At 60.7% G+C, this 23,333-nt stretch carries 19 protein-coding genes; 10 read left to right on the top strand and 9 right to left on the bottom strand.

What is annotated here, in order from left to right; genetic code table 11:
* Window positions 1-52: 52 nt before the first annotated feature.
* Window positions 53-3,904: a bifunctional diguanylate cyclase/phosphodiesterase gene (locus V6607_RS28700; protein WP_023659180.1), complete on the bottom strand. Its 3,852-nt coding sequence runs from the start codon at window positions 3,902-3,904 to the stop codon at window positions 53-55.
* A gap of 285 nt (window positions 3,905-4,189) precedes the next feature.
* On the opposite strand from V6607_RS28700, the gene ettA reads away from it, so the two are divergent.
* Together ettA and gdhA are read left to right on the top strand one after the other, a co-directional pair.
* Window positions 4,190-5,854, top strand: a complete 1,665-nt coding sequence (gene ettA, locus V6607_RS28695) for an energy-dependent translational throttle protein EttA (RefSeq protein ID WP_003215833.1) — start codon at window positions 4,190-4,192, stop codon at window positions 5,852-5,854.
* Between the two features lie 350 nt (window positions 5,855-6,204).
* Complete coding sequence (gene gdhA, locus V6607_RS28690; RefSeq protein ID WP_338742248.1) at window positions 6,205-7,542, top strand: NADP-specific glutamate dehydrogenase; 1,338 nt, start codon at window positions 6,205-6,207, stop codon at window positions 7,540-7,542.
* Here the strand turns inward: gdhA and V6607_RS28685 are convergent.
* From V6607_RS28685 to V6607_RS28670, 4 genes are all read right to left on the bottom strand, one after another.
* Complete coding sequence (locus V6607_RS28685) at window positions 7,539-8,036, bottom strand: GreA/GreB family elongation factor (RefSeq protein ID WP_102606010.1); 498 nt, start codon at window positions 8,034-8,036, stop codon at window positions 7,539-7,541. The genes gdhA and V6607_RS28685 overlap by 4 nt on opposite strands.
* A 70-nt stretch (window positions 8,037-8,106) precedes the next feature.
* Window positions 8,107-8,463 carry a hypothetical protein gene (locus V6607_RS28680; RefSeq protein ID WP_003215838.1) on the bottom strand — a complete coding sequence of 119 codons (357 nt, stop codon included), beginning with the start codon at window positions 8,461-8,463 and terminating at the stop codon, window positions 8,107-8,109.
* Window positions 8,464-8,852: 389 nt separating this feature from the next.
* Window positions 8,853-10,706 carry a DUF4105 domain-containing protein gene (locus V6607_RS28675; protein WP_134327341.1) on the bottom strand — a complete coding sequence of 618 codons (1,854 nt, stop codon included), beginning with the start codon at window positions 10,704-10,706 and terminating at the stop codon, window positions 8,853-8,855.
* Between the two features lie 93 nt (window positions 10,707-10,799).
* Window positions 10,800-11,288: a DUF3015 domain-containing protein gene (locus tag V6607_RS28670; RefSeq protein ID WP_003215845.1), complete on the bottom strand. Its 489-nt coding sequence runs from the start codon at window positions 11,286-11,288 to the stop codon at window positions 10,800-10,802.
* Between the two features lie 267 nt (window positions 11,289-11,555).
* Here V6607_RS28670 and V6607_RS28665 point away from each other — a divergent pair, with 267 nt between their 5' ends.
* Window positions 11,556-13,994, top strand: coding sequence for an AAA family ATPase (locus V6607_RS28665; RefSeq protein WP_003215847.1), 2,439 nt, complete (start codon window positions 11,556-11,558; stop codon window positions 13,992-13,994).
* Between the two features lie 200 nt (window positions 13,995-14,194).
* On the top strand, window positions 14,195-14,521 hold the full coding sequence (locus V6607_RS28660) for a hypothetical protein (protein WP_003215849.1): 327 nt from the start codon (window positions 14,195-14,197) through the stop codon (window positions 14,519-14,521).
* Between the two features lie 57 nt (window positions 14,522-14,578).
* On the opposite strand, the gene V6607_RS28655 is transcribed toward V6607_RS28660, so the two are convergent.
* On the bottom strand, window positions 14,579-16,414 hold the full coding sequence (locus tag V6607_RS28655) for a hypothetical protein (protein WP_134327340.1): 1,836 nt from the start codon (window positions 16,412-16,414) through the stop codon (window positions 14,579-14,581).
* Window positions 16,415-16,580: 166 nt separating this feature from the next.
* Here V6607_RS28655 and V6607_RS28650 point away from each other — a divergent pair, with 166 nt between their 5' ends.
* On the top strand, window positions 16,581-17,069 hold the full coding sequence (locus V6607_RS28650; RefSeq protein ID WP_003215853.1) for a TIGR00645 family protein: 489 nt from the start codon (window positions 16,581-16,583) through the stop codon (window positions 17,067-17,069).
* Window positions 17,070-17,182: 113 nt separating this feature from the next.
* Complete coding sequence (locus tag V6607_RS28645) at window positions 17,183-17,800, top strand: FKBP-type peptidyl-prolyl cis-trans isomerase (RefSeq protein WP_003215854.1); 618 nt, start codon at window positions 17,183-17,185, stop codon at window positions 17,798-17,800.
* Window positions 17,801-17,854: 54 nt separating this feature from the next.
* Here V6607_RS28645 and V6607_RS28640 read toward each other — a convergent pair whose 3' ends face one another.
* The 3 genes from V6607_RS28640 to V6607_RS28630 form a co-directional block, all read right to left on the bottom strand.
* Entirely contained in the window at window positions 17,855-18,112 is a 258-nt protein-coding gene (locus tag V6607_RS28640; protein WP_003215856.1) for a hypothetical protein, read from the bottom strand.
* A gap of 197 nt (window positions 18,113-18,309) precedes the next feature.
* Window positions 18,310-18,651 carry a zinc ribbon domain-containing protein YjdM gene (locus V6607_RS28635; RefSeq protein WP_003215858.1) on the bottom strand — a complete coding sequence of 114 codons (342 nt, stop codon included), beginning with the start codon at window positions 18,649-18,651 and terminating at the stop codon, window positions 18,310-18,312.
* Between the two features lie 187 nt (window positions 18,652-18,838).
* Window positions 18,839-19,807, bottom strand: coding sequence for a polyprenyl synthetase family protein (locus V6607_RS28630; protein WP_003215860.1), 969 nt, complete (start codon window positions 19,805-19,807; stop codon window positions 18,839-18,841).
* 239 nt (window positions 19,808-20,046) lie between these two features.
* On the opposite strand from V6607_RS28630, the gene rplU reads away from it, so the two are divergent.
* The 4 genes from rplU to proB all read left to right on the top strand — a co-directional run bounded on the left by rplU (window position 20,047) and on the right by proB (window position 23,330).
* Window positions 20,047-20,361, top strand: coding sequence for a 50S ribosomal protein L21 (gene rplU, locus V6607_RS28625; RefSeq protein ID WP_003176051.1), 315 nt, complete (start codon window positions 20,047-20,049; stop codon window positions 20,359-20,361).
* Window positions 20,362-20,395: 34 nt separating this feature from the next.
* Entirely contained in the window at window positions 20,396-20,671 is a 276-nt protein-coding gene (gene rpmA, locus V6607_RS28620) for a 50S ribosomal protein L27 (protein WP_003215862.1), read from the top strand.
* 193 nt (window positions 20,672-20,864) lie between these two features.
* Complete coding sequence (gene cgtA, locus V6607_RS28615) at window positions 20,865-22,088, top strand: Obg family GTPase CgtA (RefSeq protein ID WP_003215864.1); 1,224 nt, start codon at window positions 20,865-20,867, stop codon at window positions 22,086-22,088.
* 123 nt (window positions 22,089-22,211) lie between these two features.
* Complete coding sequence (gene proB, locus V6607_RS28610; protein ID WP_003215866.1) at window positions 22,212-23,330, top strand: glutamate 5-kinase; 1,119 nt, start codon at window positions 22,212-22,214, stop codon at window positions 23,328-23,330.
* The last annotated feature ends 3 nt before the right edge of the window (window positions 23,331-23,333 follow it).

Genomic DNA, 23,333 nt, shown 5'->3' with positions numbered 1-23,333 from the left:
AATGTGGGAGCGGGCTTGCTCGCGAAGAGGCCATCCGCATCACCTGAGGATTTCAGTCGAACATGAACAGCGCATCATTGCTGAACTGCGCCTCAAACCGGTTCGCCGGCATCGGTCGCCCGAACAGGTAGCCCTGCACCTCATCGCAACCGTGCTCCCGCAGGAAGTCCAGCTGCTCATGGGTTTCCACACCCTCGGCGATCACCGCCAGGTTCAGGCTGTGGGCCATGGCGATAATCGCCCGGGCAATCTGCGCATCCTGCTCACCCGACGGCAGGCCGTCGACAAAGGTACGGTCGATCTTCAGCACGTCGATGGGGAACTGCTTGAGGTAGTTCAACGATGAATAACCGGTGCCGAAGTCATCTACCGCGATGCTCAGGCCGAGGTTTTTCAGGCTGGCGAGGATCTGCATCGCTTCGTTGACCTCGCGCATCAGGATACTTTCGGTCAGCTCCAGCTCCAGGCACGCCGGCGGCAGGCCGGTGTCCTTGAGGATGGTGGCGATGCGCTCGCCCAGTTGCCCGTCGGAGAACTGCCGGGCCGAAATGTTGACCGAGACCTTGGGTACCCGCACCTTGTTCTGGTGCCAGGTCTTGAGTTGGCGGCAGGCTTCGCTGATCACCCAGTCACCCACGTCCACCACCAGCCCCAACTCCTCCAACACCGGGATGAAGTCCCCCGGCGGCACCAGCCCGCGACGCGGATGGCGCCAGCGCAGCAGGGCTTCGGCACCGGTCAAACGTTTGCCGTCGCCGCTGAACTGCGGCTGGTAATACAGCACGAATTCGTTCTGTTCCAGGGCGTGGCGCAGGTCGCTTTCCAGCTCCAGGCGTTCCAGGGCGCTGGCGTTCATGTCGGCCTGGTAGAACTGGAAGTTGTTCTTGCCCCGCTCCTTGGCGTGGTACATCGCCGTGTCGGCGTTTTTCATCAACTGGCTGAGTTCGTTGCCGTCCTGCGGGCTCAGGGCGATGCCGATACTGGCGGTGACGAAGAACTCGCGGCCCTCCAGCACAAACGGCTTCACCAGGCTGGCCAGAATCTGCTCGGCCACGTGAATCGCCCGGTTCAGCGCCATCTCACGGTTGACCCGCGGTTGCAGCAGCAAGGTGAACTCGTCGCCACCCATGCGCGCCACGGTGTCGTCTTCGGCGACGCAGCCCAGCAGGCGGGTGGCCATTTCCTTGAGCATGCGGTCGCCGGCGGCGTGGCCCAGGGAGTCGTTGATCGGCTTGAAGCGGTCGAGGTCAAGGAACATCAACACCACCCACGACTTCTGCCGTTCCGCCGATTGCAGCGCGGTGTGCAGGCGGTCCTGGAACAGCGTGCGGTTGGGCAGGTGGGTCAGGGCGTCGTAGTAGGCCAGGCGGTGGATGCGCTGCTCGCTGGCCTTGCGTTCGCTGATGTCGCTGAAGAAGCACACGTAGCTGGCCAGGTCGCCTTCGTCATCGAACACGGCAGTAATTCCGACCCAGGCCGGGTAATGCTCGCCGTTGCGGCGCTTGAGCCACACTTCGCCTTCCCAGGTGCTGTGCTGGTGCAATTGCTTGAGCACGTAGCGCAGGTGGGCTTCCTGCTGTTCGTCGACGGTGAGCATGTTCGGCAACTGGTCGAGCACGTCCGCCACCGCATAACCGCTGACCCGGCTGAACGCCTCGTTGGCCTGCACGATGTAGCCGGCCGGGTCGGTGATCAGGATCGCCGAGGTGGAGTGTTCGAATACCGTGGCCGCCATGCGCAGGTCTTTTTCCGCACGGCGCTGCTGGCTGATATCGCGACCCACGCCAAGGATGCCCTCGAACGCGCCGTGTTCGTCCCACACCAGCACCAGGCGCAGTTCGATGGGGATCTTGCGCCCGTCGGCCCGCAGGCAGTCGAACAGGAACAGCTGGGTCTGCACGTCGTTGCGCAAGGCCGCGAGGGATTCGGGTTGGTCCAGGGCGCGGCTGACTTGCTCCACCAGGGAGTAGATACCGGTCAGTTGCTGCGGGTTGGCGATGGTCGATTGCCAGCCGTTTTCGAAGATCCAGTCGACGTCATAGCCCAGCACCGCGTTCACCGAAGGGCTGACGTAGTTGAGGGCCAGCTTGCTGTCGGTGGAGAAGATGACGTCGCTGATGCTTTCCGCCAGCATGCGGTAGCGCTGTTCGCTGTCACGCAGGGATTCACTGGCTTCGATCTGGTCGGTGATGTCCTTGGCCACGCCGATGATGCGCGTCACCTGATCAGTCTTGTCACGGGCCAGGGCCTGTTCGCGGATGTCGAAGCGCCGCCATTGGTTGTTGCGGTGGCGAAAGCGCAACTGGCACTGCAACTGGCTCAGGTAGCCGGCCTGTCGCTGTTGCAGGCGCAGGTCGTGGTAGCGCTCGGCGTCTTCGGGGTGCAGCAGGATCTCCCAGAAGTACTCGCCCATCTGCTGCAGCTCGGGCTTGTTGTAGCCCAGGGTGTGGCCCAGGTGGTGGTTGCTGAAAATCATCCGCTGGCTGATCACGTCCTGCACATACAGGTGATCGGGCACGGTGCGCACCACGTCCGACCAGAAACTCTCGCGCTCCACCAGTGACAACTCGATCAGCTTGCGGCTGGTGATGTCGCTGATGCTCAGGATCACGGCCTTGAAGTCGTCCTGTTGTTCCGGCAGGCGCATCACCAGCCACAGGTATTGGTCGTTGCCTTCGATATCGCTGAGCTGGATTTCCAGTTCAAGCTGCTTCTGCTGGGTCAGCACCGCGTCGATCACCTGGTTGCCGATGGCGGTCGGGCTCGACGGACAGGCGTCGATCAGGCGCTCCCAGGCTTGTTCGCAAGAAGCGACATTCAGCAGGCGCACCGCCACCTGGTTGACCTCGGTGATGCGCAGTTCCTTGAGCAGTTGCTGGCGCTGTTCCGGGTTGTCTTGCAGCAACTGTTGCAACTGCTCGCGGGTTTGCAGTCGGGCTCTATCGAAGAACGCGCGCAGGCCCGACAGGTCGAGCACGCACAGCGCCACGCCGGTGCCTTCGAAAATATCCTGGTAGCGCCGGCGCCCCTCGTGCACCTGGCGCTGGCGGCGGCGCATGTTCAGCAGCACGATCACCGGGATCAGCGAGAAGGCCAGGCCCAACAGGCATTTGCCGATAAAGGCTGGCAGCAGTTGCTCCAGCACGGCGGCGCGGTCGAACAGGCCGCGCAGTTGCCAGTCGCTCTTGCTCAGGGGCGTGACCAGTACACTTTTGTTCAATTCGTCCGGGGTCAACGCGGTGGCCCATTGGGCCGGCATCCCGCTGTCACGGCTGACCACTCGGTGGTTCAGGCGGTTTTCGATGACCCACATCGGGCGCTGGCCCTGGCCGTCCTGGCGGGTCAGGTTGGCCAGGTAATTGGGGGCCAGGCGCAAGGCCCAGTACATCTTGGTGCCGCCGCTGGGCTGGTGCAGCAGCAGGTAGATGACGGTGCCGTCGTTGTTGTTGCTCAGGTAATAGGACTGGGCGTGGCTGCGCTTGACCAGTTCTTCGAGCCAGGCGCTGTCCTGGCTGTCGCTGGCGCTGTCACTGATCATCGCGCCGCTGGGGGCGAGCAGGGCGACGCTGCGCAACTCCGGCAAGGAGCGTTGCAAGGTGCGCATCAGGATTTGTTGCTGTTCGGCGTCTCGCGGCGGTTCGACGATCGGGAGCAGGTTCAGCGCGATCTGCGCACTGAGGGCCATGTTCAGGCTGATCTGTTCGGCCAGGTCGGCGCTGTAGTCGATGGTGTATTGCTGCTGGTTCTTCTGGTTCTGCTGCAACTGGTCCAGCAGTTGCCAGAACAATAATGCGAGCAGCAACAGGACCAGCGTCGCCAATGCGCCCTTCAGGGTTCCGTGCAGGGGCGCTCCCGGCGCTATATGAGCGGCGCGCAGGGGAGTTGGCGGCGTTACGTTGGACAAACTGTGATCCTGCGGTTTGGCTGGACTGGCGCGCGACGTGCACTATAAGCCGGACGCCCGGAGGGCGGCTAGCATGCCTTGTGTTGTGGCAAAGTGCCAGCCCCGCCTGGCTGGACTGCCCACCCGCATTCAGGTAGCTTTGCCGGTTACGCGAGGGCGTTCCAGCCCCAGACAATCAGGCATCTACCGCACGCAGGCATTGATAGACATCAACGGCCCGCGCGGCGCATGGCCTGGCACGGGTTTCGCCCGCTTAATTCATCAGTCACTGACGCTAGGTTCACCATGGCTCAATACGTCTTCACCATGCATCGGCTGGGAAAAGTTGTTCCGCCGAAGCGGGAAATCCTGAAAAACATTTCTCTGTCCTTCTTCCCGGGGGCCAAGATCGGCGTGCTCGGACTCAACGGTTCGGGTAAATCCACCCTGTTGAAAATCATGGCCGGCGTCGACACCGAGTTCGACGGCGAAGCCCGCCCGATGCCCGACCTGAACATCGGCTACCTGCCACAGGAACCTATCCTGGACCCGACCAAGACCGTGCGTGAAGTGGTCGAGGAAGCGGTCAGCGTGATCAAGAACGCCCAGGCCCGCCTGGACGAGGTCTACGCGGCCTACGCTGAAGAAGACGCCGACTTCGACAAACTGGCGGCAGAACAGGCCAAGCTCGAAGCCATCCTGCAAGCCGCCGACGGTCACAACCTGGACCGCCAGCTGGAAGTCGCCGCCGACGCGCTGCGCCTGCCGGCGTGGGACGCCAAGGTTGAACACCTGTCCGGTGGTGAAAAGCGTCGTGTGGCCCTGTGCCGCCTGCTGCTGTCGGCCCCCGACATGCTGCTGCTCGACGAACCGACCAACCACCTGGACGCCGATTCCGTCGCCTGGCTGGAGCATTTCCTGCACGACTTCCCGGGCACCGTGGTTGCGATCACGCACGACCGGTACTTCCTGGACAACGTTGCTGGCTGGATCCTCGAGCTCGACCGTGGCGCCGGTATCCCTTACGAGGGCAACTACTCCGGTTGGCTGGAAGCCAAGTCCGACCGTCTGGCCGCCGAATCCAAGCAGCAATCGGCCCATGAAAAGGCCATGAAAGACGAGCTGGAATGGGTGCGTAAAGGCGCCAAGGCGCGTCAGTCGAAATCCAAGGCCCGTCTGGCGCGTTTCGAAGAGATGCAGTCCCAGGAATTCCAGAAGCGTTCCGAGACCAACGAAATCTACATCCCGGCCGGTCCGCGCCTGGGTGACAAGGTCATCGAGTTCAAGAACGTCTGCAAGGGCTACGGCGACCGCGTGTTGATCGACAACCTGTCGTTCTCCATGCCAAAAGGCGCCATCGTTGGCGTGATCGGCGGTAACGGTGCGGGTAAATCCACACTGTTCCGCATGCTGATGGGCAAGGAACAACCGGACTCGGGCACCATCGAAGTCGGCGAAACCGTGCAGCTGGCTTGCGTTGACCAGAGCCGCGACGACCTCGACGGCAGCAAGACGGTGTTCCAGCAGATTTCCGACGGTTCCGACCAGATCCGTATCGGCAACTACGAAATCCCGTCGCGCACCTACGTGGGTCGCTTCAACTTCAAGGGCGGCGACCAGCAGAAGTTCGTCAAGGACCTGTCCGGTGGTGAGCGCGGTCGCTTGCACCTGGCCCTGACCCTGAAAGAAGGCGGCAACGTATTGCTGCTCGACGAACCGTCAAACGACCTCGACGTTGAAACCCTGCGTTCCCTGGAAGAAGCCCTGCTGGACTTCCCGGGCGCCGCCATTGTGATCTCTCACGATCGGTGGTTCCTTGACCGCGTGGCCACTCACATCCTGGCGTACGAAGACGACTCCCAGGCGGTGTTCTTCGAAGGCAACTACACCGAATACGAAGCCGATCGCAAGAAACGCCTCGGCGAAGCTGCTGCCCAGCCGCATCGTGTACGGCACAAGAAGCTGGCCTGATCCGGGTTGGTGGTTTGAACAAGCGGAGCCTTCGGGTTCCGCTTTTTTTTGCGTGTTTTCAGGTGGACCGCGTCGTCTGCATCGCAGGCAAGCCAGCTCCCACAGTTGACCGCATTGTCATGGATGTACTGGATCAAATGTAGGAGCTGGCTTGCCTGCGATAGCGGATTAACTGTTGGTGCAAAGCCTGGATTGAAATCCTCATTAAGGTGCAAAAAAACGCCTGTATTTATATCTAATGCACCATTTAAATTCACAAAAGCGACATTTTGCCCTGTCGCGGTGCGACATGAATTGATAAAGTCCGGGACAAATCTCCTTTAACGACAATAAATTTGCCGAGACTTTTCATGATCGAATCCGTTGAATCCTTCCTTGCCCGCCTCAAGAAACGCGACCCCGACCAGCCGGAATTCCACCAGGCCGTGGAAGAAGTCCTGCGCAGTTTGTGGCCGTTTCTTGAAGCCAATCCCCACTACCTGAACTCGGGCATCCTGGAGCGCATCTGCGAGCCGGAGCGTGCGATTGTGTTCCGGGTGTCGTGGGAAGATGACCAAGGCAAAGTACGGGTCAACCGCGGGTTCCGGATCCAGATGAACAGCGCCATCGGCCCCTACAAAGGCGGCCTGCGCTTCCACCCGTCGGTGAACCTGGGCGTGCTGAAATTTCTCGCCTTCGAACAAACCTTCAAGAACTCCCTGACCTCGCTGCCCATGGGCGGCGGCAAGGGCGGCTCGGACTTCGATCCCAAGGGCAAGAGCGACGCCGAGGTGATGCGTTTCTGCCAGGCGTTCATGAGCGAGCTGTATCGCCATATCGGCTCGGACGTGGACGTGCCCGCCGGTGATATTGGCGTGGGCGCCCGGGAGATCGGCTTCCTGTTCGGCCAGTATAAGCGCCTGAGCAACCAGTTCACCTCGGTGCTGACCGGCAAGGGCATGAGCTACGGCGGCAGCCTGATTCGCCCGGAGGCCACCGGTTTTGGCTGCGTGTACTTCGCTGAAGAAATGCTCAAGCGCAACGGCGAGCGGGTCGAAGGCAAGCGCGTGGCCATCTCCGGCTCCGGCAACGTCGCCCAGTACGCGGCGCGCAAGGTCATGGACCTGGGCGGCAAGGTGATTTCCTTGTCCGACTCCGAAGGCACTCTGTACTGCGAAAGCGGTTTGACCGAAGAACAATGGTCGGCATTGCTTGAACTGAAAAACGTACAGCGCGGGCGCATCAGCGAGCTGGCACCGCGTTTCGGCCTGGAATTCCGCGCCGGCAAAGCACCATGGGAACTGGCCTGCGACATCGCGTTGCCCTGCGCCACCCAGAATGAACTGGACGCCGAAGCGGCGCGCACCCTGTTGCGCAATGGCTGCGTCTGCGTGGCCGAAGGCGCCAACATGCCGACCACCCTGGAGGCGGTGGATATCTTTGTCGAGGCCGGCATCCTGTTCGCGCCAGGCAAGGCGTCCAATGCCGGCGGGGTGGCGGTGAGCGGGCTGGAGATGTCGCAGAACGCCATGCGCCTGCTGTGGACCGCCGGTGAAGTGGACAGCAAGCTGCACAACATCATGCAGTCGATCCACCATGCGTGCGTGCACTACGGCGAAGAGAACGGCCGGGTCAACTACGTGAAGGGCGCCAACATTGCAGGCTTCGTGAAGGTTGCGGATGCAATGCTGGCCCAGGGCATCGTTTAACCCTCGGGTTCGATGCGCAGGATTTCGATCAACTGATCACCGACGGGGCGCCTCCACAGCACCTCGTCGCCCACCTGTGCACCCAGCAGAGCGCGGCCCAGTGGCGAACCCCAGTTGATCAGGCCCACCGTGGCGTCGGCCTGGTCTTCGCCCACTAACTGAATGCGCTGCGCTTCGTCCTGTTCGTTGGCAAAGGTCACCCAGCTGCCGATTTGCACCTTGTCGGTGGAGGTTGCCGGCGCCACCACCTGTGCGCTTTGCAGGCGCTGGTTGAAGTAACGCAAATCCCGCTCAAGGTCGGCCTGGCGCTGTTTATCGGCCTGCTCGCCCTTGGCGGATTCTTCGCTGTGCTCATGCTGCAACTGCGCGACCCTGGCCTGCAATTGTGCAAGTCCGCGGGCAGTGAGGTGATTGGGTTGCGCGCTGACCTGGCGTTCCACCGGTTGGCTGGCCTGGGCAGCGGCGCTGTCTTCGTTGACGAAAGCTCGACTCATGACGTTCTCCTGCTATGGAGTTTGGGCCATGGTCGCAGGGGTTAAGTTTCGCTGGATGTCTGGAAGCGACCTATTGCGAGCGAAAGGCCCTGGCAGCGTCGCGGTCTTTTTCCTGTTGCCAGGCGCGTTCGCGGTCGTCCCAGTGGCGATTCTTGTAGTCGTTCAGGTCTTCGTTCTCGCGCATGGCCTTGCATTGGCGAAAGCCATCATCCCAGCCTTCGGCGTAGGTGCGGTCTTTCAGGTAGCGCGGGACGTTCTTGCGAAATTCCCCGGTGATCACCCCGGCAGCCTGGCGGCCGCTGCTGCAACCGTCGTCATAGCCATCGGCGAAGGCGGGTGGATAACCCTTGGCCAGCAAATCCTCATGGGTTGATTGGCAACCCGACAGCAGGGCCAACAGGCCCAGCACTACAGCGTACCGCCACATCGCTTGCTCCCTGGCCGTTGAACGGCTGATGGGGGAAGTGTAGGAGTGGATTCGTTCGGGGTATGTGAAACGGATGTGAGAAATCCGTGTGACGCTGCTGCTTCGGGCGATCACGCGTCCCCTGTGGCGAGGGAGCTTGCTCCCGCTGGGGCGCGAAGCGGCCCCTGTTCAGGGTATTGAGATATTCCAGAGAGGGTGAGGTGTCTGGTTTTGGGGCTGCTGCGCAGCCCAGCGGGAGCAAGCTCCTTATGGACTAATTAGAGATCGTTCCCACGCTCTGCGTGGGCATGCCGCTCTGGACGCTCTGCGTCCGCTTTTAAAGGTCGTGACGCAGAGCGTCACAGGATGCATTCCCACGCGGAGCGTGGGAACGATCTACGGCTCAGGGATTAATAGTGATACCACTTCACTTCCAGCATCACTTCGTTCACCGGTGTCGCGAGGTGGCTGTATTCCCGCTGCGCACTCAGTCTCAGCCCCAGGTTGCGCGACAATTCCCACTGTTGATTCAGGCTGATACTGCGCCGCACCTCGCCATTGGTGAAGAAGTCACCCTTGGCTTCCAGGCTCAGGTTGCCCAGCGGGTTGCGCCACAACACACCTGTATTGAACCCGGCAGCCGGGGAGATGGCTTCACCGAAGTCGCTGTTGTGCTCCACGCGCACCGTGCCAAGGGCGAAGCCAAGCATGTCGTCGCGCAGTTGCCAGGTGCCGCCCGCGCCACCGTTGACGTGGCTGACGAGTGTCTCGTCGTCATGCGTGCCCGGTACGCGCTCCAGGCCGCCGGTGACTTGCCACGACCAGGGCTGCAGCAGCTCGTTGCGTGGGGTCAGTGAGCGGATGGTTGCCAGATCCAGTTGCTGCAATTGCCAGTGGTTGCCTTCGTACTGGCGCAGTTTCATTTGCAGGATTTCAATCTGCGCGCCCAAGGGGAAGCCTTCGGCGTTGTCGTTCAGGTCGTGGTAGGCCATGCGCAGGCCGTATTCGCCGAAAGCCTTGTCGCCCCGGGTGCCGATGCCGGCTTGCCAGGTGCGGGATTCGTGGCCGTCTTCGGGCAGGCCGGGGCGTTCGATCTTCAGGTCCGGCGCCGGGTTCTGGTTGATCGCCCGCAGCAGTTCGAAGCTGCGCTGGGAGCGTTCGGTGTCGCGCTCCAGGCCGTTTGCGCGGTAGCGGCCAAGGCGGTAGGCGGCGTCGATGATCAGGGCCTGGCGGTCTTTGGCGATGGCCTTGAACGCCGGGTCCTGCAGTTGTTTCTGGTCGTCGCTGATCTTCAGCACCCATTGCTGCTCGTCGCTGTCCAGCGGCTTGGCGCGTTCCAGCAGCTCCCGTTCACGGGAAGGGCGGTAATCGATTTTCTCCACCAGACCGGCTTCTTTCACGGCTTTTACCGTGTCGGTAGGGATCGCGGTCAGCGGGAATTGTTCGGTTAACCGCAGGCTTGGGCGGGCCACTTGCAGCAGTTCCAGCAGGCGATAGGAGCAGTTTTCGTCGAAGAAGAAGTAGTCGAACTGGATCTGCTTGAGTTCCCACACGTGCTCGACCATGCGCTCGGTCTCGACCTGGGTCAGGTTCAGGCGGTATTCCCACAGGTCGCGGTTCTCCAGGCTTCGGTATTCCGAGAGTTTTTCCTGGTAGGGCACCAGCGCGAACAGGCCCGGGTAGCCGCCCATCAGGCCCTTCCAGGCGTAGAGGATGCTGTTGTCCGAGCCTTCGATATAGGCGCCAAAGTTGATCGCGTAGCTGAGCAGGGCGGTGTTGTTGCTCTGCACGTCAGCCTGGTCGATGCGCAGCAGGGTATGGCCGAACATTGATGACGGGCTGTTGAGGTAGGCCGCCGGGAAGATCATCACCGCGCTGTGGGGGGCGACGTCCTTGAACCATTGCTTGAACTCCTTGCAGTCCAGCGCCGGCAAGTCGCTCAGGTGCAACTGGTCCTTGAGCCAGCGTGTACGTGCCGGGTAAACGCATTGGGCGTGCTTTTCGCCGAGGCTGGCCGGGGCATACAGCGCCTCGACAGTGGCCTTCAGCTCCTGGTCCGGATGGTGGGCGCCATCGGGGGCGAGGAAGAATTTCTTGTCGCTGACATAGCTGCGCCAGCCTTTGAACTTGCCGGATTCGTAGTGCCCCAGCGAAAGCCAGAACGGGTCGTTGGCCAGTTGCTGCAAACGTTGATCATCAAGGTGCGGCGCCGCATACAGCGGGGCGCAGGCGAAGAGTGCCAGGTAGGCAAGGCGTTTGAGCATGTGGGCAACTTAAGTCGAGATAAAAAGACCCAAAGGGGAGGCAGGTCCAAAAATAATAAAACCCGTGCCTCGAAAGGCACGGGCGGGTCGAGCTTAAGCCTGGGTAGCGTATTTCGCCAGACGGGTGTCGCTTTTCAGTACAGCCAGGGTGTTGTTGTGCACGTCATCAGCGGTTACGTCAGCCTTGCTGAAGATTTGCTGGAAGTGCTCGTGAGTCACAGCGGCAAAGTGCTCGCGGTCTTCAGGAGCAACGCCCAGTACTACAGCGTAGGTAGTCAGCGCTTCGCCGTTACCCTTGGCCATGTCTTCGGACAGCTCGTTCATCATGCCATTCATGGCAATCCACGATTTGCCACCGTAGGTCAGTGCGCTGTTGGTGCTGCAGCCGTTGGTGCCCGAGGTCATGCCGAACGTGGCGTTACCCGAGGTACCGTTGGTGGTGGAGGCCAGGAAGTGAGCCGGAGTGCCGCGTTGGCCTTCGAACAACATGTTGCCCCAACCGCAGTTCGGGCCACCTGGCGCTTCTGCCATTGCATTGAGGGAGACGACGGTGAAGAGAGTACCGAGAAGGATCCGTTTCATAGCTTTGTTCTCTTTGTGTGCAAACCAATGGACAAGGGTTCAGGTGCCTGACAGCACCCTAGGGGTCGGTTATTAGTCCAACCCGCAGCAGGTTGGAGTTTAGGCATGATCCAAGGGTTCCGTGACTTTTTATGAAACAAGCCGGAAACACTCGGTTTTTTTACAGCCCCGAACACGGGTCTATGCTTTCCCCAAGCCGTCCTTGCCAGCCGGCCCAACCCGGCGCCAGAATGCCGTCATCTGCCCCGCCTGATGTAAGGAAGCCCGATGCCTGATCCTGTTGCTGCCAGCTTGCGTCTAGCGCCCGAAGCGCTGACTCGTCCTTTTTCCGCTGAACAGTTCAGCTTCTCGACCACCAATGATTTGGAGCCCTTTCGCGGTGTGCTTGGCCAGGAACGTGCGGTCGAAGCCTTGCAGTTTGGTGTGGCCATGCCACGCCCCGGTTACAACGTATTTGTGATGGGCGAGCCCGGTACCGGGCGCTTTTCGTTCGTCAAACGCTACCTCAAGGCCGAAGGCAAGCGCCTGCAGACCCCGGCCGACTGGGTCTACGTCAATAATTTCGATGAGCCTCGCGAACCCCGCGCGCTGGAACTGCCTGCGGGTGGTGCTGCCGCGTTCATCTCCGATATCAACGGCCTGATCGACAACCTGGTCGCGACCTTCCCGGCGGTGTTTGAACACCCGACGTATCAACAGCGCAAAAGCGCCATCGACCGTGCCTTCAACCAGCGTTACGACCGTGCCCTGGACGTCATCGAGCGCCTGGCCCTGGAAAAAGACGTGGCGCTGTACCGTGACAGCACCAACATTGCGTTTACCCCGATGCTCGACGGCAAGGCCCTGGACGAGGCCGAGTTCTCGCAGTTGCCCGAAGCCGACCGCGAGCGTTTCCACACCGATATTTCCGAACTGGAAGAACGCCTCAACGAAGAACTCGCCAGCCTGCCCCAGTGGAAGCGCGAGTCCAATAACCAGATGCGCCAGTTCAACGAAGAAACCATCACGCTGGCCTTGCAGCCACTGCTGGCGCCGTTGTCCGAAAAATATGCGGAGAACGCGGCCGTCTGCGGCTACTTGCAGGCGATGCAGGTCTACCTGCTGAAAACCGTGGTCGAGCAGTTGGTGGACGACGCGAAAACCGACGCCCAGGCCCGCAAGTTGCTGGAAGAACAGTACTGCCCGAGCCTGGTGGTGGGGCATCCGATCAACGGTGGCGCGCCGGTGGTCTTCGAGCCGCATCCGACCTACGACAACCTGTTCGGCCGTATTGAATACAGCACCGACCAGGGCGCGCTCTACACCACCTATCGCCAATTGCGTCCGGGTGCGCTGCACCGTGCCAACGGTGGTTTCCTGATCCTTGAAGCCGAGAAGATGCTCAGCGAGCCGTTCGTATGGGACGCCCTCAAGCGTGCCTTGCAATCGCGCAAGCTGAAGATGGAATCACCGCTGGGCGAACTGGGCCGCCTGGCCACGGTGACCCTCAACCCGCAAGTGATCCCGTTGCAGCTCAAGGTGATCATCATCGGCTCCCGCCAGTTGTACTACGCGTTGCAGGACGCGGATCCGGACTTCCAGGAGATGTTCCGGGTACTGGTGGATTTTGACGAAGACATCCCGATGGTGGATGAAAGCCTGGAGCAGTTCGCCCAGTTGCTGAAAACCCGCACCTCGGAAGAAGGCATGGCGCCGTTGACCTCCGATGCGGTGGCGCGGCTGGCGACCTACAGCGCGCGGTTGGCGGAGAACCAGGGCCGCTTGTCGGCGCGTATCGGTGATTTGTTCCAGCTGGTCAGCGAAGCGGACTTCATTCGTCACCTGGCCGGTGATGAGCGCACCGACTCCGGGCACATCGAGCGCGCACTCAAGGCCAAGGCCACGCGCACCGGGCGGGTGTCGGCGCGGATTCTCGACGACATGCTCGCCGGGGTGATCCTGATCGACACCGCCGGCGCGGCGGTGGGCAAGTGCAACGGGCTGACGGTGCTGGAGGTGGGTGACTCGGCGTTTGGTGTGCCGGCGCGGATTTCTGCCACGGTGTACCCGGGCGGCAGCGGTATCGTCGATATCGAGCGTGAAGTTAACCTCGGCCAGCCGATTCACTCCAAGGGCGTGATGATCCTCACCGGTTATCTGGGCAGCCGTTATGCCCAGGAATTCCCGTTGGCGATCTCGGCGAGTATCGCCCTGGAGCAGTCCTACGGCTATGTCGACGGCGACAGCGCGTCCCTGGGCGAAGCCTGCACCTTGATCTCGGCCCTGTCGAAGACGCCGCTCAAGCAGTGCTTTGCCATCACCGGCTCGATCAACCAGTTTGGTGAGGTGCAGGCGGTCGGCGGGGTCAACGAGAAGATCGAAGGTTTCTTCCGTCTTTGCGAGGCCCGCGGGCTGACCGGCGAGCAGGGGGCGATCATTCCCCAGGCCAACGTCGCGACACTGATGCTCGATGAGAAGGTGTTGCAGGCCGTGCGGCAGGGGCAATTCCACGTCTATGCCGTGCGTCAGGCCGACGAGGCCTTGAGCCTGCTGGTGGGTGAGCCTGCGGGTTCGCCCGACGAGGAGGGGCAATTCCCCGAAGGCAGCGTCAATGCGCGGGTGGTGGAGCGTCTGCGGGCAATCGCCGAGATGATCAGTGAAGATGACCTGAAGGAAGCCGAGAAGGAGTTGGCGCAGGAAGCACTGGCTGAGACCAAGCCGGTGTAATCAATGCCGAAGGGGCCTGGTTCCAGGTCCCTTCGGCATATTTTTGACGCCGTCGTGACGGCAGTCATCCGTTGGTCCCCCAGCCTTGGTTTGTACCGGGTTTCTTCTATTCTCAGCTCAAGGGATAGCCACAGGAGTCGCTGGATAGAAACAGTCTTGCCTTGCGAGGCTGAATACCGGATCTACCGAGGGTCGCCGCCATGTCGCGCAACCTCTGCCTCACCCGCCAGTGCCTGGGCCTGGTCACCCGTATCGAATGTTCCATTCGCCCTCTCGCGGGGGATACCGGGATGTGGACCTTGTTGTTTGCCGCCGGAATGACCGGCGAACAACCCTCCACCATCAAGTCCCAAGGCCCGTTCCACGGACCTTTCGTGGCACAAACCATCCTCGATTCGATTGTTGAAAGCCTGACCCTGCACGGGTACGAGCTGGCTGACGACCCGCAGATCTGGTGCCTGCACCTGCAGGCGCACTTGCGACAACTCAACGGTGGGCGGCAGACGGTGCTAAGCGATATCCGCTGACCGCACTCCCCCCGTAGCAGCTGGCGCTCGACAGCTGCTACGGGGGCGGGGGAGGGGCTATGGCTTGGGGGCAGGGGCCGCCTCGGGTTTGTCCAGCTTCACCTCAAACCCATACTGCACCGTGTCCAGGCCGGTGCGCTGGTAGGTTTCCAATGTCGTCGGCTGGCCGTAGAAGTAATGCACGTCGAACAGCGCCGTGCCGTATTCCTCGGCGCGGTGGCTGACGCCGAGAATTTCCTTCAGGTAGTTGCCGCTGGCGTCCTTGGCATAGAACCGCCAGCTGTCAGAGGGGAACAGCTTCTGGTCGACAATCAGCGCGTTGTCCTTCAGCTCCAGGCCCTTGGGCAGTTGCCCGGCAGTGAGGCTGCCTTTCTCGATGGTCGCCAGGAACAGCGGCATTGATCCGACGGCAAACCCCGGGTTTTCAGGGAACAGGTTCAGGTCATAGGTGATGGTGCCGCGCTCTGGGTCGACCTCGTAGGCTTCGGCGGGCAGTTCGATCGGCTCGCCAAGCTTGCCTTCGTCGTTGGCGGTGAGGAACGTCACCGGGGCATCGCCGCCGCCGCGGTCCTCGCCCAGCAGGTCGTCGTTGAAGGTGTAGGGGTGATCGAACTCAACGTGCGCCGCACTGGCGTCATCCACCGACTGGTTGATGGTGACGCTTTTCTTCAGTTGGTCTTCGGACAGGGTGGCGTCCTTGAGCCAATCCGCAGCCTGGTCGTCATACACCGTGACGGGCATCGGCAACGGCTGTACGGTTTTTTCCAGGCTGTTCTTGTCGAAGCGCCGTACGGGCAGGTCCAGGTCCTTGCGGGTCACCGTGGCCTGGGAAAAGTCGAGTACGCTGACTTGCACATTGTCGATCAGGCCATTGAAGTACACCTTGGTGTAGTGGCTGTTCTGCTTGAGCTCGAAGGCTTTCTGCTCGTCTTCCAGCTGTTTCTCGAAGGCGTCGGACCAGGCCTTCTGCTTCTGCATTTCGGCCAGTTGCTTCTCGTAGAACGCCAGTTGCGCGGCGTTTTCGTTGATCGAGCCCGAGCGCGAGAGAAATTGCCCGGTGGTGTCACGAGCCTGCACCAGCAACGGGTTCGGCGATTCGTCCGCGACTTCCGGCGCCAGCGGGGCGCTGTTGGTCAGTTCGATCTCGGCGTAGTTCTTTTCCAGGGCCAGCAGGGTGACGGTGACGTTTTCTTCGGTGCGCTTGCGGCCCACGTCCTTTTTCGACAAGTCGAAGGTGAAGACTTTACGCGGGGCAATCACTTCCACCTTGCCCTTGAGGGTGACGGGCTGCGGCTGGCTTTTGTTCTCCGTCTCGACGCCTTCGACGAACGGGTAGGTCACCGTCAGGTCATCGGGGTTGGTCAGGTTGGAACTGGTGGGGCTCAACTGGATGCCCGGGTCGGTTTCCGACCATTCCGGCTGGAACGGGATGACCTTGTTGTTACTCAGGGTCACCGACTGCCATTCCAGGCCGTGAGGGAAGGGGAACTGGTCGGGCATGTTGAAGTTGAACGGGAAGATCGGCTGCAGGTCCGTCAGGTAGTCCGAATGGGACGCCTTGCGCAGGACAAACAGGCCATTGATGTAGGTATCGACCAGGGCCTGCGGCGTAGGGTAATGCTTGAGCAGCGCCAGGGCGTCTTCGCTGTACTCGGCCTCGATGGGCTTGGTGGCGAGCTTGGCCCGTGCCCGTTCCAGCAACAGCAGCGAGCCTCCAAGCTCGGACACGGCGTCCTTGAGCTTGGGGTCCTGGATGGCGTCCAGGGATTGTTCGAACTTGGCGGTTTTCTCTTCGAGACTGGCTTGCTTGTGTTCATCGCTTGGGGAACAACCGCTGCCCATCAGCAACGCCGCACACAGGCCAAGGCTGGCCAAAGGGGATCGCACATCCATTATCTGAGTTTTCCTGTCCGACATCATCGAGCCGAGTTGATGAGCTCGACACTAGCAGAAAAATTCCTTAACAGATGCCGTACAGATCAGTTTTCTCGACGGTTTCTGGGGTTTGGGTGCGGCTGGTATACTCGCCGCCATTTTTAGCCAAGCTGTGTGAGATTCAATGGAACGCTTTATCGAAAATGCAATGTATGCCTCACGCTGGCTGTTGGCGCCGATCTATTTCGGGCTGTCCCTGGGGCTGCTGGCGCTGGGCCTGAAGTTCTTCCAGGAAGTGTTTCATGTGATTCCCATCGTGTTCACCATGAGCGAGTCGGATGTGATCCTGGTGCTGCTGTCGTTGATCGACATGGCCCTGGTGGGCGGCCTGCTGGTGATGGTGATGATCAGCGGCTACGAGAACTTCGTCTCCCAGCTGGACATCGACGAAAGCAAGGAGAAGCTCAACTGGCTGGGGACCATGGACTCCTCGTCGCTGAAGATGAAGGTCGCGGCGTCCATCGTGGCGATTTCGTCGATCCATCTGCTGCGGGTCTTCATGGACGCCAAGAACGTCGATCCCGAGCACCTGAAATGGTACGTGATCATTCACATGACCTTCGTGGTGTCGGCGTTTGCCATGGGCTACCTGGACAAGGTTACCAAGCATTAATCAGCCCCTGGCGCTCTCCTGCGCGGGGCTCATCAAGGGTGTGGCTTGTGTGCTAGTCTGCTCGCCCTTTTAGTTTGGACGGCACCTGTGTCGTCCTACAGCGGAGCCTTTCCATGTCCGAAGTTAATCTGTCCACCGACGAAACCCGCGTGAGCTACGGCATTGGCCGTCAGTTGGGCGACCAGCTGCGCGACAACCCGCCACCGGGCGTGAGCCTGGACGCGATCCTGGCTGGCCTGACCGACGCTTTTGCCGGCAAGCCTAGCCGTGTGGACCAGGAGCAAATGGCCGCCAGCTTCAAGGTCATCCGCGAAATCATGCAAGCCGAAGCCGCTGCAAAGGCTGAAGCTGCTGCTGGCGAAGGCCTGGCTTTCCTGGCTGAAAACGCCAAGCGTGACGGCATCACCACCCTGGCTTCCGGCCTGCAATTTGAAGTGCTGACTGCAGGTAGCGGCGCCAAGCCGACCCGTGAAGACCAGGTGCGTACTCACTACCACGGCACCCTGATCGACGGCACTGTGTTCGACAGCTCCTACGAGCGCGGCCAGCCTGCGGAATTCCCGGTTGGCGGCGTGATCGCCGGCTGGACCGAAGCCCTGCAACTGATGAATGCCGGCAGCAAATGGCGCCTGTACGTGCCGAGCGAACTGGCTTACGGCGCTCAAGGCGTTGGCAGCATCCCGCCGCACAGCGTTCTGGTGTTTGACGTCGAGCTGCTCGACGTTCTGTAAGACCTTACCTGCAGGAGCGAGCCTGCTCGCTCCTGCAGTGTTTTGCGCGGTTGCTCATGGATGAAACTTGCCATTGAGATCCGTCACCGGGCGCAACGCTCGGGCATAGCAGAACAGAAACAGATTTCTCACCACTTCCTTCAGCACCCCGGGCTCACTGGAACTCAGGCCATTGACGTCCAGGTCGCCCTGATCCTGCAGTTCGCTTAACGCCTCTTCTTCCAGCACCGCGCAGACTTCCCCGGTTTCCCGATGGAGGATTCGCAGGTAAGGGTGTGGACGGTCCAGCCAGGCATCGATCAAATAAGTCATGGGAAGTATCTCCTTGATGGGTTTCAATGAGAATAATTCTTATTCGTAGAATAGCAAGTCCCTATTGGCCATTTCCGGACTTTTCTGTGTGGATATTGTTTTTGATCAAAAGGCCTGGCCTTTTGCCGCCAGTGCGGAACTGACGCGGGGAGGGTGAAGCGCCATCCCGTGCAGGGCACGGGATGGAGGCAGCATATTCAGACCTTGCGGACGAACTCGGACTTGAGTTTCATCGGGCCGATACCGTCGATCTTGCAGTCGATATCGTGGTCGCCATCGCACAGGCGGATGTTCTTGACCTTGGTGCCGACCTTGACCACCAGGGACGTGCCCTTGACCTTGAGGTCCTTGATCACGGTGATGGTGTCGCCGTCCTGCAGGACGTTGCCCACAGAGTCTTTCTTCACGGATTCATCGCTGGCCGCCTCGGCTTCGCCGCCGACGGCCCACTCATGGGCGCATTCCGGGCAAATCAGCTGGGCGCCATCTTCGTAGGTGTATTCGGAATTGCATTTCGGGCAGGGTGGCAACGTGCTCACTAAAGCTCCTTGGTTTCAGGATGGCTAAAAAGCGCACATTGTATAGGGTTTTAGCCGGGCAGGGGGCAGCAACGCCAGAGAACGCTGTGGGAGCTGGCTTGCCTGCGATGCAGGCACCTCGGTTTGTCTGTTACACCGCAGTGATGCAATCGCAGGCAAGCCAGCTCCTACATGGAGCAGAGCAGAATCAGTGAGTACGGGCGACCGCGAACTCACTCAGCTCAACCAGGGCGTCCCGGTATTCGCTGGCTGGAAGGGCTTCCAGGCATTGGATCGCGCGAGCCACGTAGTCACGGGCCAGTTGCGCGGTGTATTCGAGGGAACCCGAGGCTTCCACGGCTTCGCGGATGCTTTCCAGGTCTTCGATCCCGCCTTTCTGGATCGCCTTGCGCACCAGGGCGGCCTGTTCCGGCGTGCCTTCGCGCATGGTGTAGATCAGTGGCAAGGTCGGCTTGCCCTCGGCCAGGTCGTCACCGACGTTCTTGCCCAGGGTTTCGGCGTCGCCGCGATAGTCCAGCAGGTCGTCCACGAGCTGGAAGGCCACGCCCAGGTGATCGCCGAACGTGCGCAGGGCTTCGCTCTGCTCGGGCGTCGCTTCGCACAGGGCGGCGGCGCTGTGGGTCGAGGCTTCGAAGAGCATCGCGGTTTTGCCGCGAATCACTTCCATGTAGGTTTCTTCGGTGGTGCTGGCGTCGCGAACCTTCGACAGCTGCAACACTTCGCCTTCGGCGATGATGCGCGTGGCCTGTGAAAGAATCTTCATCACCGGCATCGAGCCCAGCTCGACCATCATTTCGAACGAGCGCGAGTACAGGAAGTCGCCCACCAGTACGCTCGGCGCATTGCCCCACATCGCGTTGGCCGTCTCGCGACCACGGCGCATGCCGGACATGTCGACCACGTCGTCGTGCAGCAGGGTGGCGGTGTGCAGGAACTCGATGGTCGCGGCCAGCAGGCGCAGGTCATCGCCTTCGCGGCCCAGGGCCTTGCCACACAGCAACACTAATAAAGGACGCAGGCGTTTACCGCCGGCCGACGTAATGTAGTCGCCAATTTTGGAGACCAGCGGCACTTTAGAAGTCAGCTGCTTCTTGATGATGCCGTCGACGGCGCTAAAATCGTCCGCCACCGCGCGGTAGAAAGCTTGGGGTTGCATCAGCGACAGTCGCTCCAGAAGGGTTGCGCGGCATGCTAGGACCCGCGTCCCGTAGTGTCAAGGCGCGATAGACGGCTACTTGCAACACCTCCATAGCTTGCGTACAATCGCGCACCCTGAACTTCCTGGGCAGCACCTGCCTTACGCAATTGCATTCGGGACGTCCATCCCATGCAGCCATGCCAGCCAATACCTCTTCTTATAAAGCGCTGGGTGAGCAGGATTATCGGAGAAATACCATGTCGTACGCAGTAATTGTTACTGGTGGCAAGCAATACAAGGTCGCCCCAGGTGAATACCTGAAGATCGAGAAGCTGGAAATCGCTACTGGCGAATCCGTTACTTTTGATCGCGTTCTGTTGGTCGCCAATGGCGATGACGTGAACATCGGCGCTCCAGTTGTTGCAGGCGCTACCGTTGTGGCTGAAGTGATCTCCCAAGGTCGTCACGATAAAGTCCGCATCATCAAGTTCCGTCGTCGTAAGCACCACATGAAGCGTATGGGCCACCGCCAGTGGTACACCGAGATCAAAATCACCGGTATTCAGGCTTAATTTCAGCCTAATTCCTCACTAGGAGAATTGACTCATGGCACACAAAAAAGCTGGTGGTAGTACCCGTAACGGTCGCGACTCAGAAGCCAAACGCCTTGGCGTGAAGATGTATGGCGGCCAGGTTATCATTCCGGGCAACATCATCGTGCGTCAGCGCGGCACCCAATTCCACGCCGGTTACGGTGTTGGCATGGGTAAAGATCACACTCTGTTCGCTAAAATCGACGGCGTGATCAAGTTTGAAGTAAAAGGCGCTTTCAACCGCCGTTACGTGAGCATTGTCCCGAAGACTGAAGTCGTCGCGGCATAATTACGTAGTTGCTGGAAAAGCCCTGTCTCGCGACGGGGCTTTTTCGTTTGTGGGGTGAGTCTCTTGCAAAGCTGTTTGTGATGGGCGAAAGCAGTGGATTTGCGGTCGTTGCTTGAGGTCGCTGCGCTCATTTTTGCAAGAGTCTTATGTCTTGGTTTCTTAAGCTCGTCCGTGTGGCGAGAGGCGTTTTGTTATGAAGTTCGTTGATGAAGTTTCGATCCGAGTAAAAGCTGGCGACGGCGGTAACGGTTGCATGAGTTTCCGTCGGGAAAAATTCATCGAAAACGGTGGTCCTAACGGTGGTGATGGTGGTGATGGCGGCTCGGTCTACATGATCGCCGACGAAAACCTCAACACCCTGGTGGACTACCGTTACACCCGGCACTTTGATGCCGAGCGTGGCTCCAACGGCGGCAGCACCGACTGCACCGGTAAAAAAGGCGAAGAGCTGGTACTGCGGGTTCCGGTCGGCACCACCGTGATCGACTCCGCAACCCAGGAAGTCATTGGTGACCTGACCAAAGCCGGTCAGCGCCTGCTGGTGGCTCATGGCGGCTGGCACGGTCTGGGTAACACCCGTTTCAAGTCCAGTACCAACCGTGCGCCACGCCAGACCACGCCGGGCAAGCCAGGCGAGCAGCGTGACCTGAAGCTGGAAATGAAGGTACTGGCTGATGTGGGCCTGCTGGGCTTGCCGAACGCCGGCAAAAGTACGTTCATTCGCTCGGTGTCTGCTGCCAAGCCGAAAGTCGCCGATTACCCGTTCACTACCCTGGTGCCGAACCTGGGTGTGGTCAGCGTCGACCGCTGGAAAAGCTTCGTGGTTGCGGACATTCCGGGCCTGATCGAAGGCGCTTCCGACGGCGCAGGCCTGGGGATCCGTTTCCTCAAGCACTTGTCCCGCACCCGTTTGCTGCTGCACCTCGTCGACATGGCGCCGCTGGATGACACCAGTGCACCGGACGCTGCTGAAGTGATCGTCAGCGAGCTGACCAAGTTCAGCCCGTCCCTGGCTGAGCGTGATCGCTGGTTGGTGCTGAACAAGTGCGACCAGATCCTCGAGGAAGAGCACGAAGAGCGCGTCAAGGAGATCGTTGATCGCCTGGAATGGACCGGTCCGGTCTACGTGATCTCGGCCATTGCCAAAGAAGGCACTGAGCGCCTGACTCGCGACATCATGCGTTACCTCGAAGACCGTGCCGATCGCCTGGCCGCCGACCCTGTCTACAAGGCCGAGCTGGCTGAACTGGATCAGCGCATCGAAGACGAGGCTCGTGCCCAGTTGCAGGCGCTGGATGATCAGCGTGCCCTGCGTCGCAGTGGCGTCAAGTCGGTCCATGATATCGGTGACGATGATTGGGACGAGGAAGACGTGGATGATGAAGATGGTCCGGAAATCATTTACGTGCGCGACTGATTCGTTGCAGTAAACTTAAGCGCCGCTCAATCGAGCGGCGTTTTGGTATCTGGAAATCGGTAGTCACGAATAACGTTATGGGCGGCGCTGGGTCGCGCGGCCCTCTATCTAAGGTTGAAGATGATGCGGAGCAAGGTGACAGGTGCGCAGCGTTGGGTCGTTAAGATCGGTAGCGCGCTGCTGACGGCGGATGGCAAGGGGCTGGATCGTGCGGCCATGAGTGTCTGGGTGGACCAGATGGTGGCCTTGCATGAGGCCGGCGTCGAGTTGGTGTTGGTGTCGTCCGGGGCGGTTGCCGCCGGCATGAGCCGCCTTGGCTGGACCGCGCGACCCAGCGCGATGCACGAGCTGCAAGCCGCTGCTGCCATTGGTCAGATGGGCCTGGTGCAGGCCTGGGAGTCCAGCTTTGCCGAGCACGGGCGCCACACGGCGCAGATTCTGCTGACCCATGACGACTTGTCCGACCGCAAGCGCTACCTGAACGCCCGCAGCACCCTGCGTGCCCTGGTTGAACTCAAGGTGATCCCGGTGATCAACGAGAATGACACCGTGGTGACCGACGAGATTCGCTTCGGTGACAACGACACCCTGGCAGCGCTGGTGGCCAACCTGGTTGAGGCTGATTTGCTGGTGATCCTCACTGATCGCGACGGCATGTTCGACGCTGACCCGCGCAATAACCCTGAGGCCCAGCTGATTTACGAAGCGCGTGCCGATGATCCGGCGCTGGATGCGGTGGCTGGCAGTGTCGGCGGTGCCCTGGGGCGTGGCGGCATGCAGACCAAGCTGCGTGCGGCACGGCTGGCGGCGCGTTCCGGTGCGCATACCATCATCGTTGGCGGTCGGATTGAGCGGGTGCTGGATCGTCTCAAGGCGGGCGAGCGCATCGGTACGCTGCTGTCGCCTGAGCGCGGCATGCTGGCGGCGCGCAAGCAGTGGCTGGCGGGGCATCTTCAGACGCGCGGTACCCTGGTGTTGGATGCTGGTGCGGTTTCAGCGTTGTCCCAAGGCAACAAAAGCTTGTTGCCGGTGGGTGTAAAACTGGTCCAGGGCAGCTTCCGCCGTGGCGAAATGGTGGTGTGTGTGGCGCCGGACGGTCGTGAGATTGCCCGTGGCCTTGCCAACTACAGTGCCCTTGAGGCGCAGAAAATCATCGGGCAGTCGTCTGAGGCGATTGTCGGTCTGTTGGGTTACATGGCTGAGCCGGAGCTGGTTCACCGGGATAACCTGATTCTGGTTTAAGTA

Source organism: Pseudomonas sp. KK18, assembly GCF_037094675.1.
Taxonomy (GTDB): Bacteria; Pseudomonadota; Gammaproteobacteria; order Pseudomonadales; family Pseudomonadaceae; genus Aquipseudomonas.
Note: the sequence above shows the minus strand (reverse complement) of the source record. Positions and strands in the feature narration are given on the sequence as shown.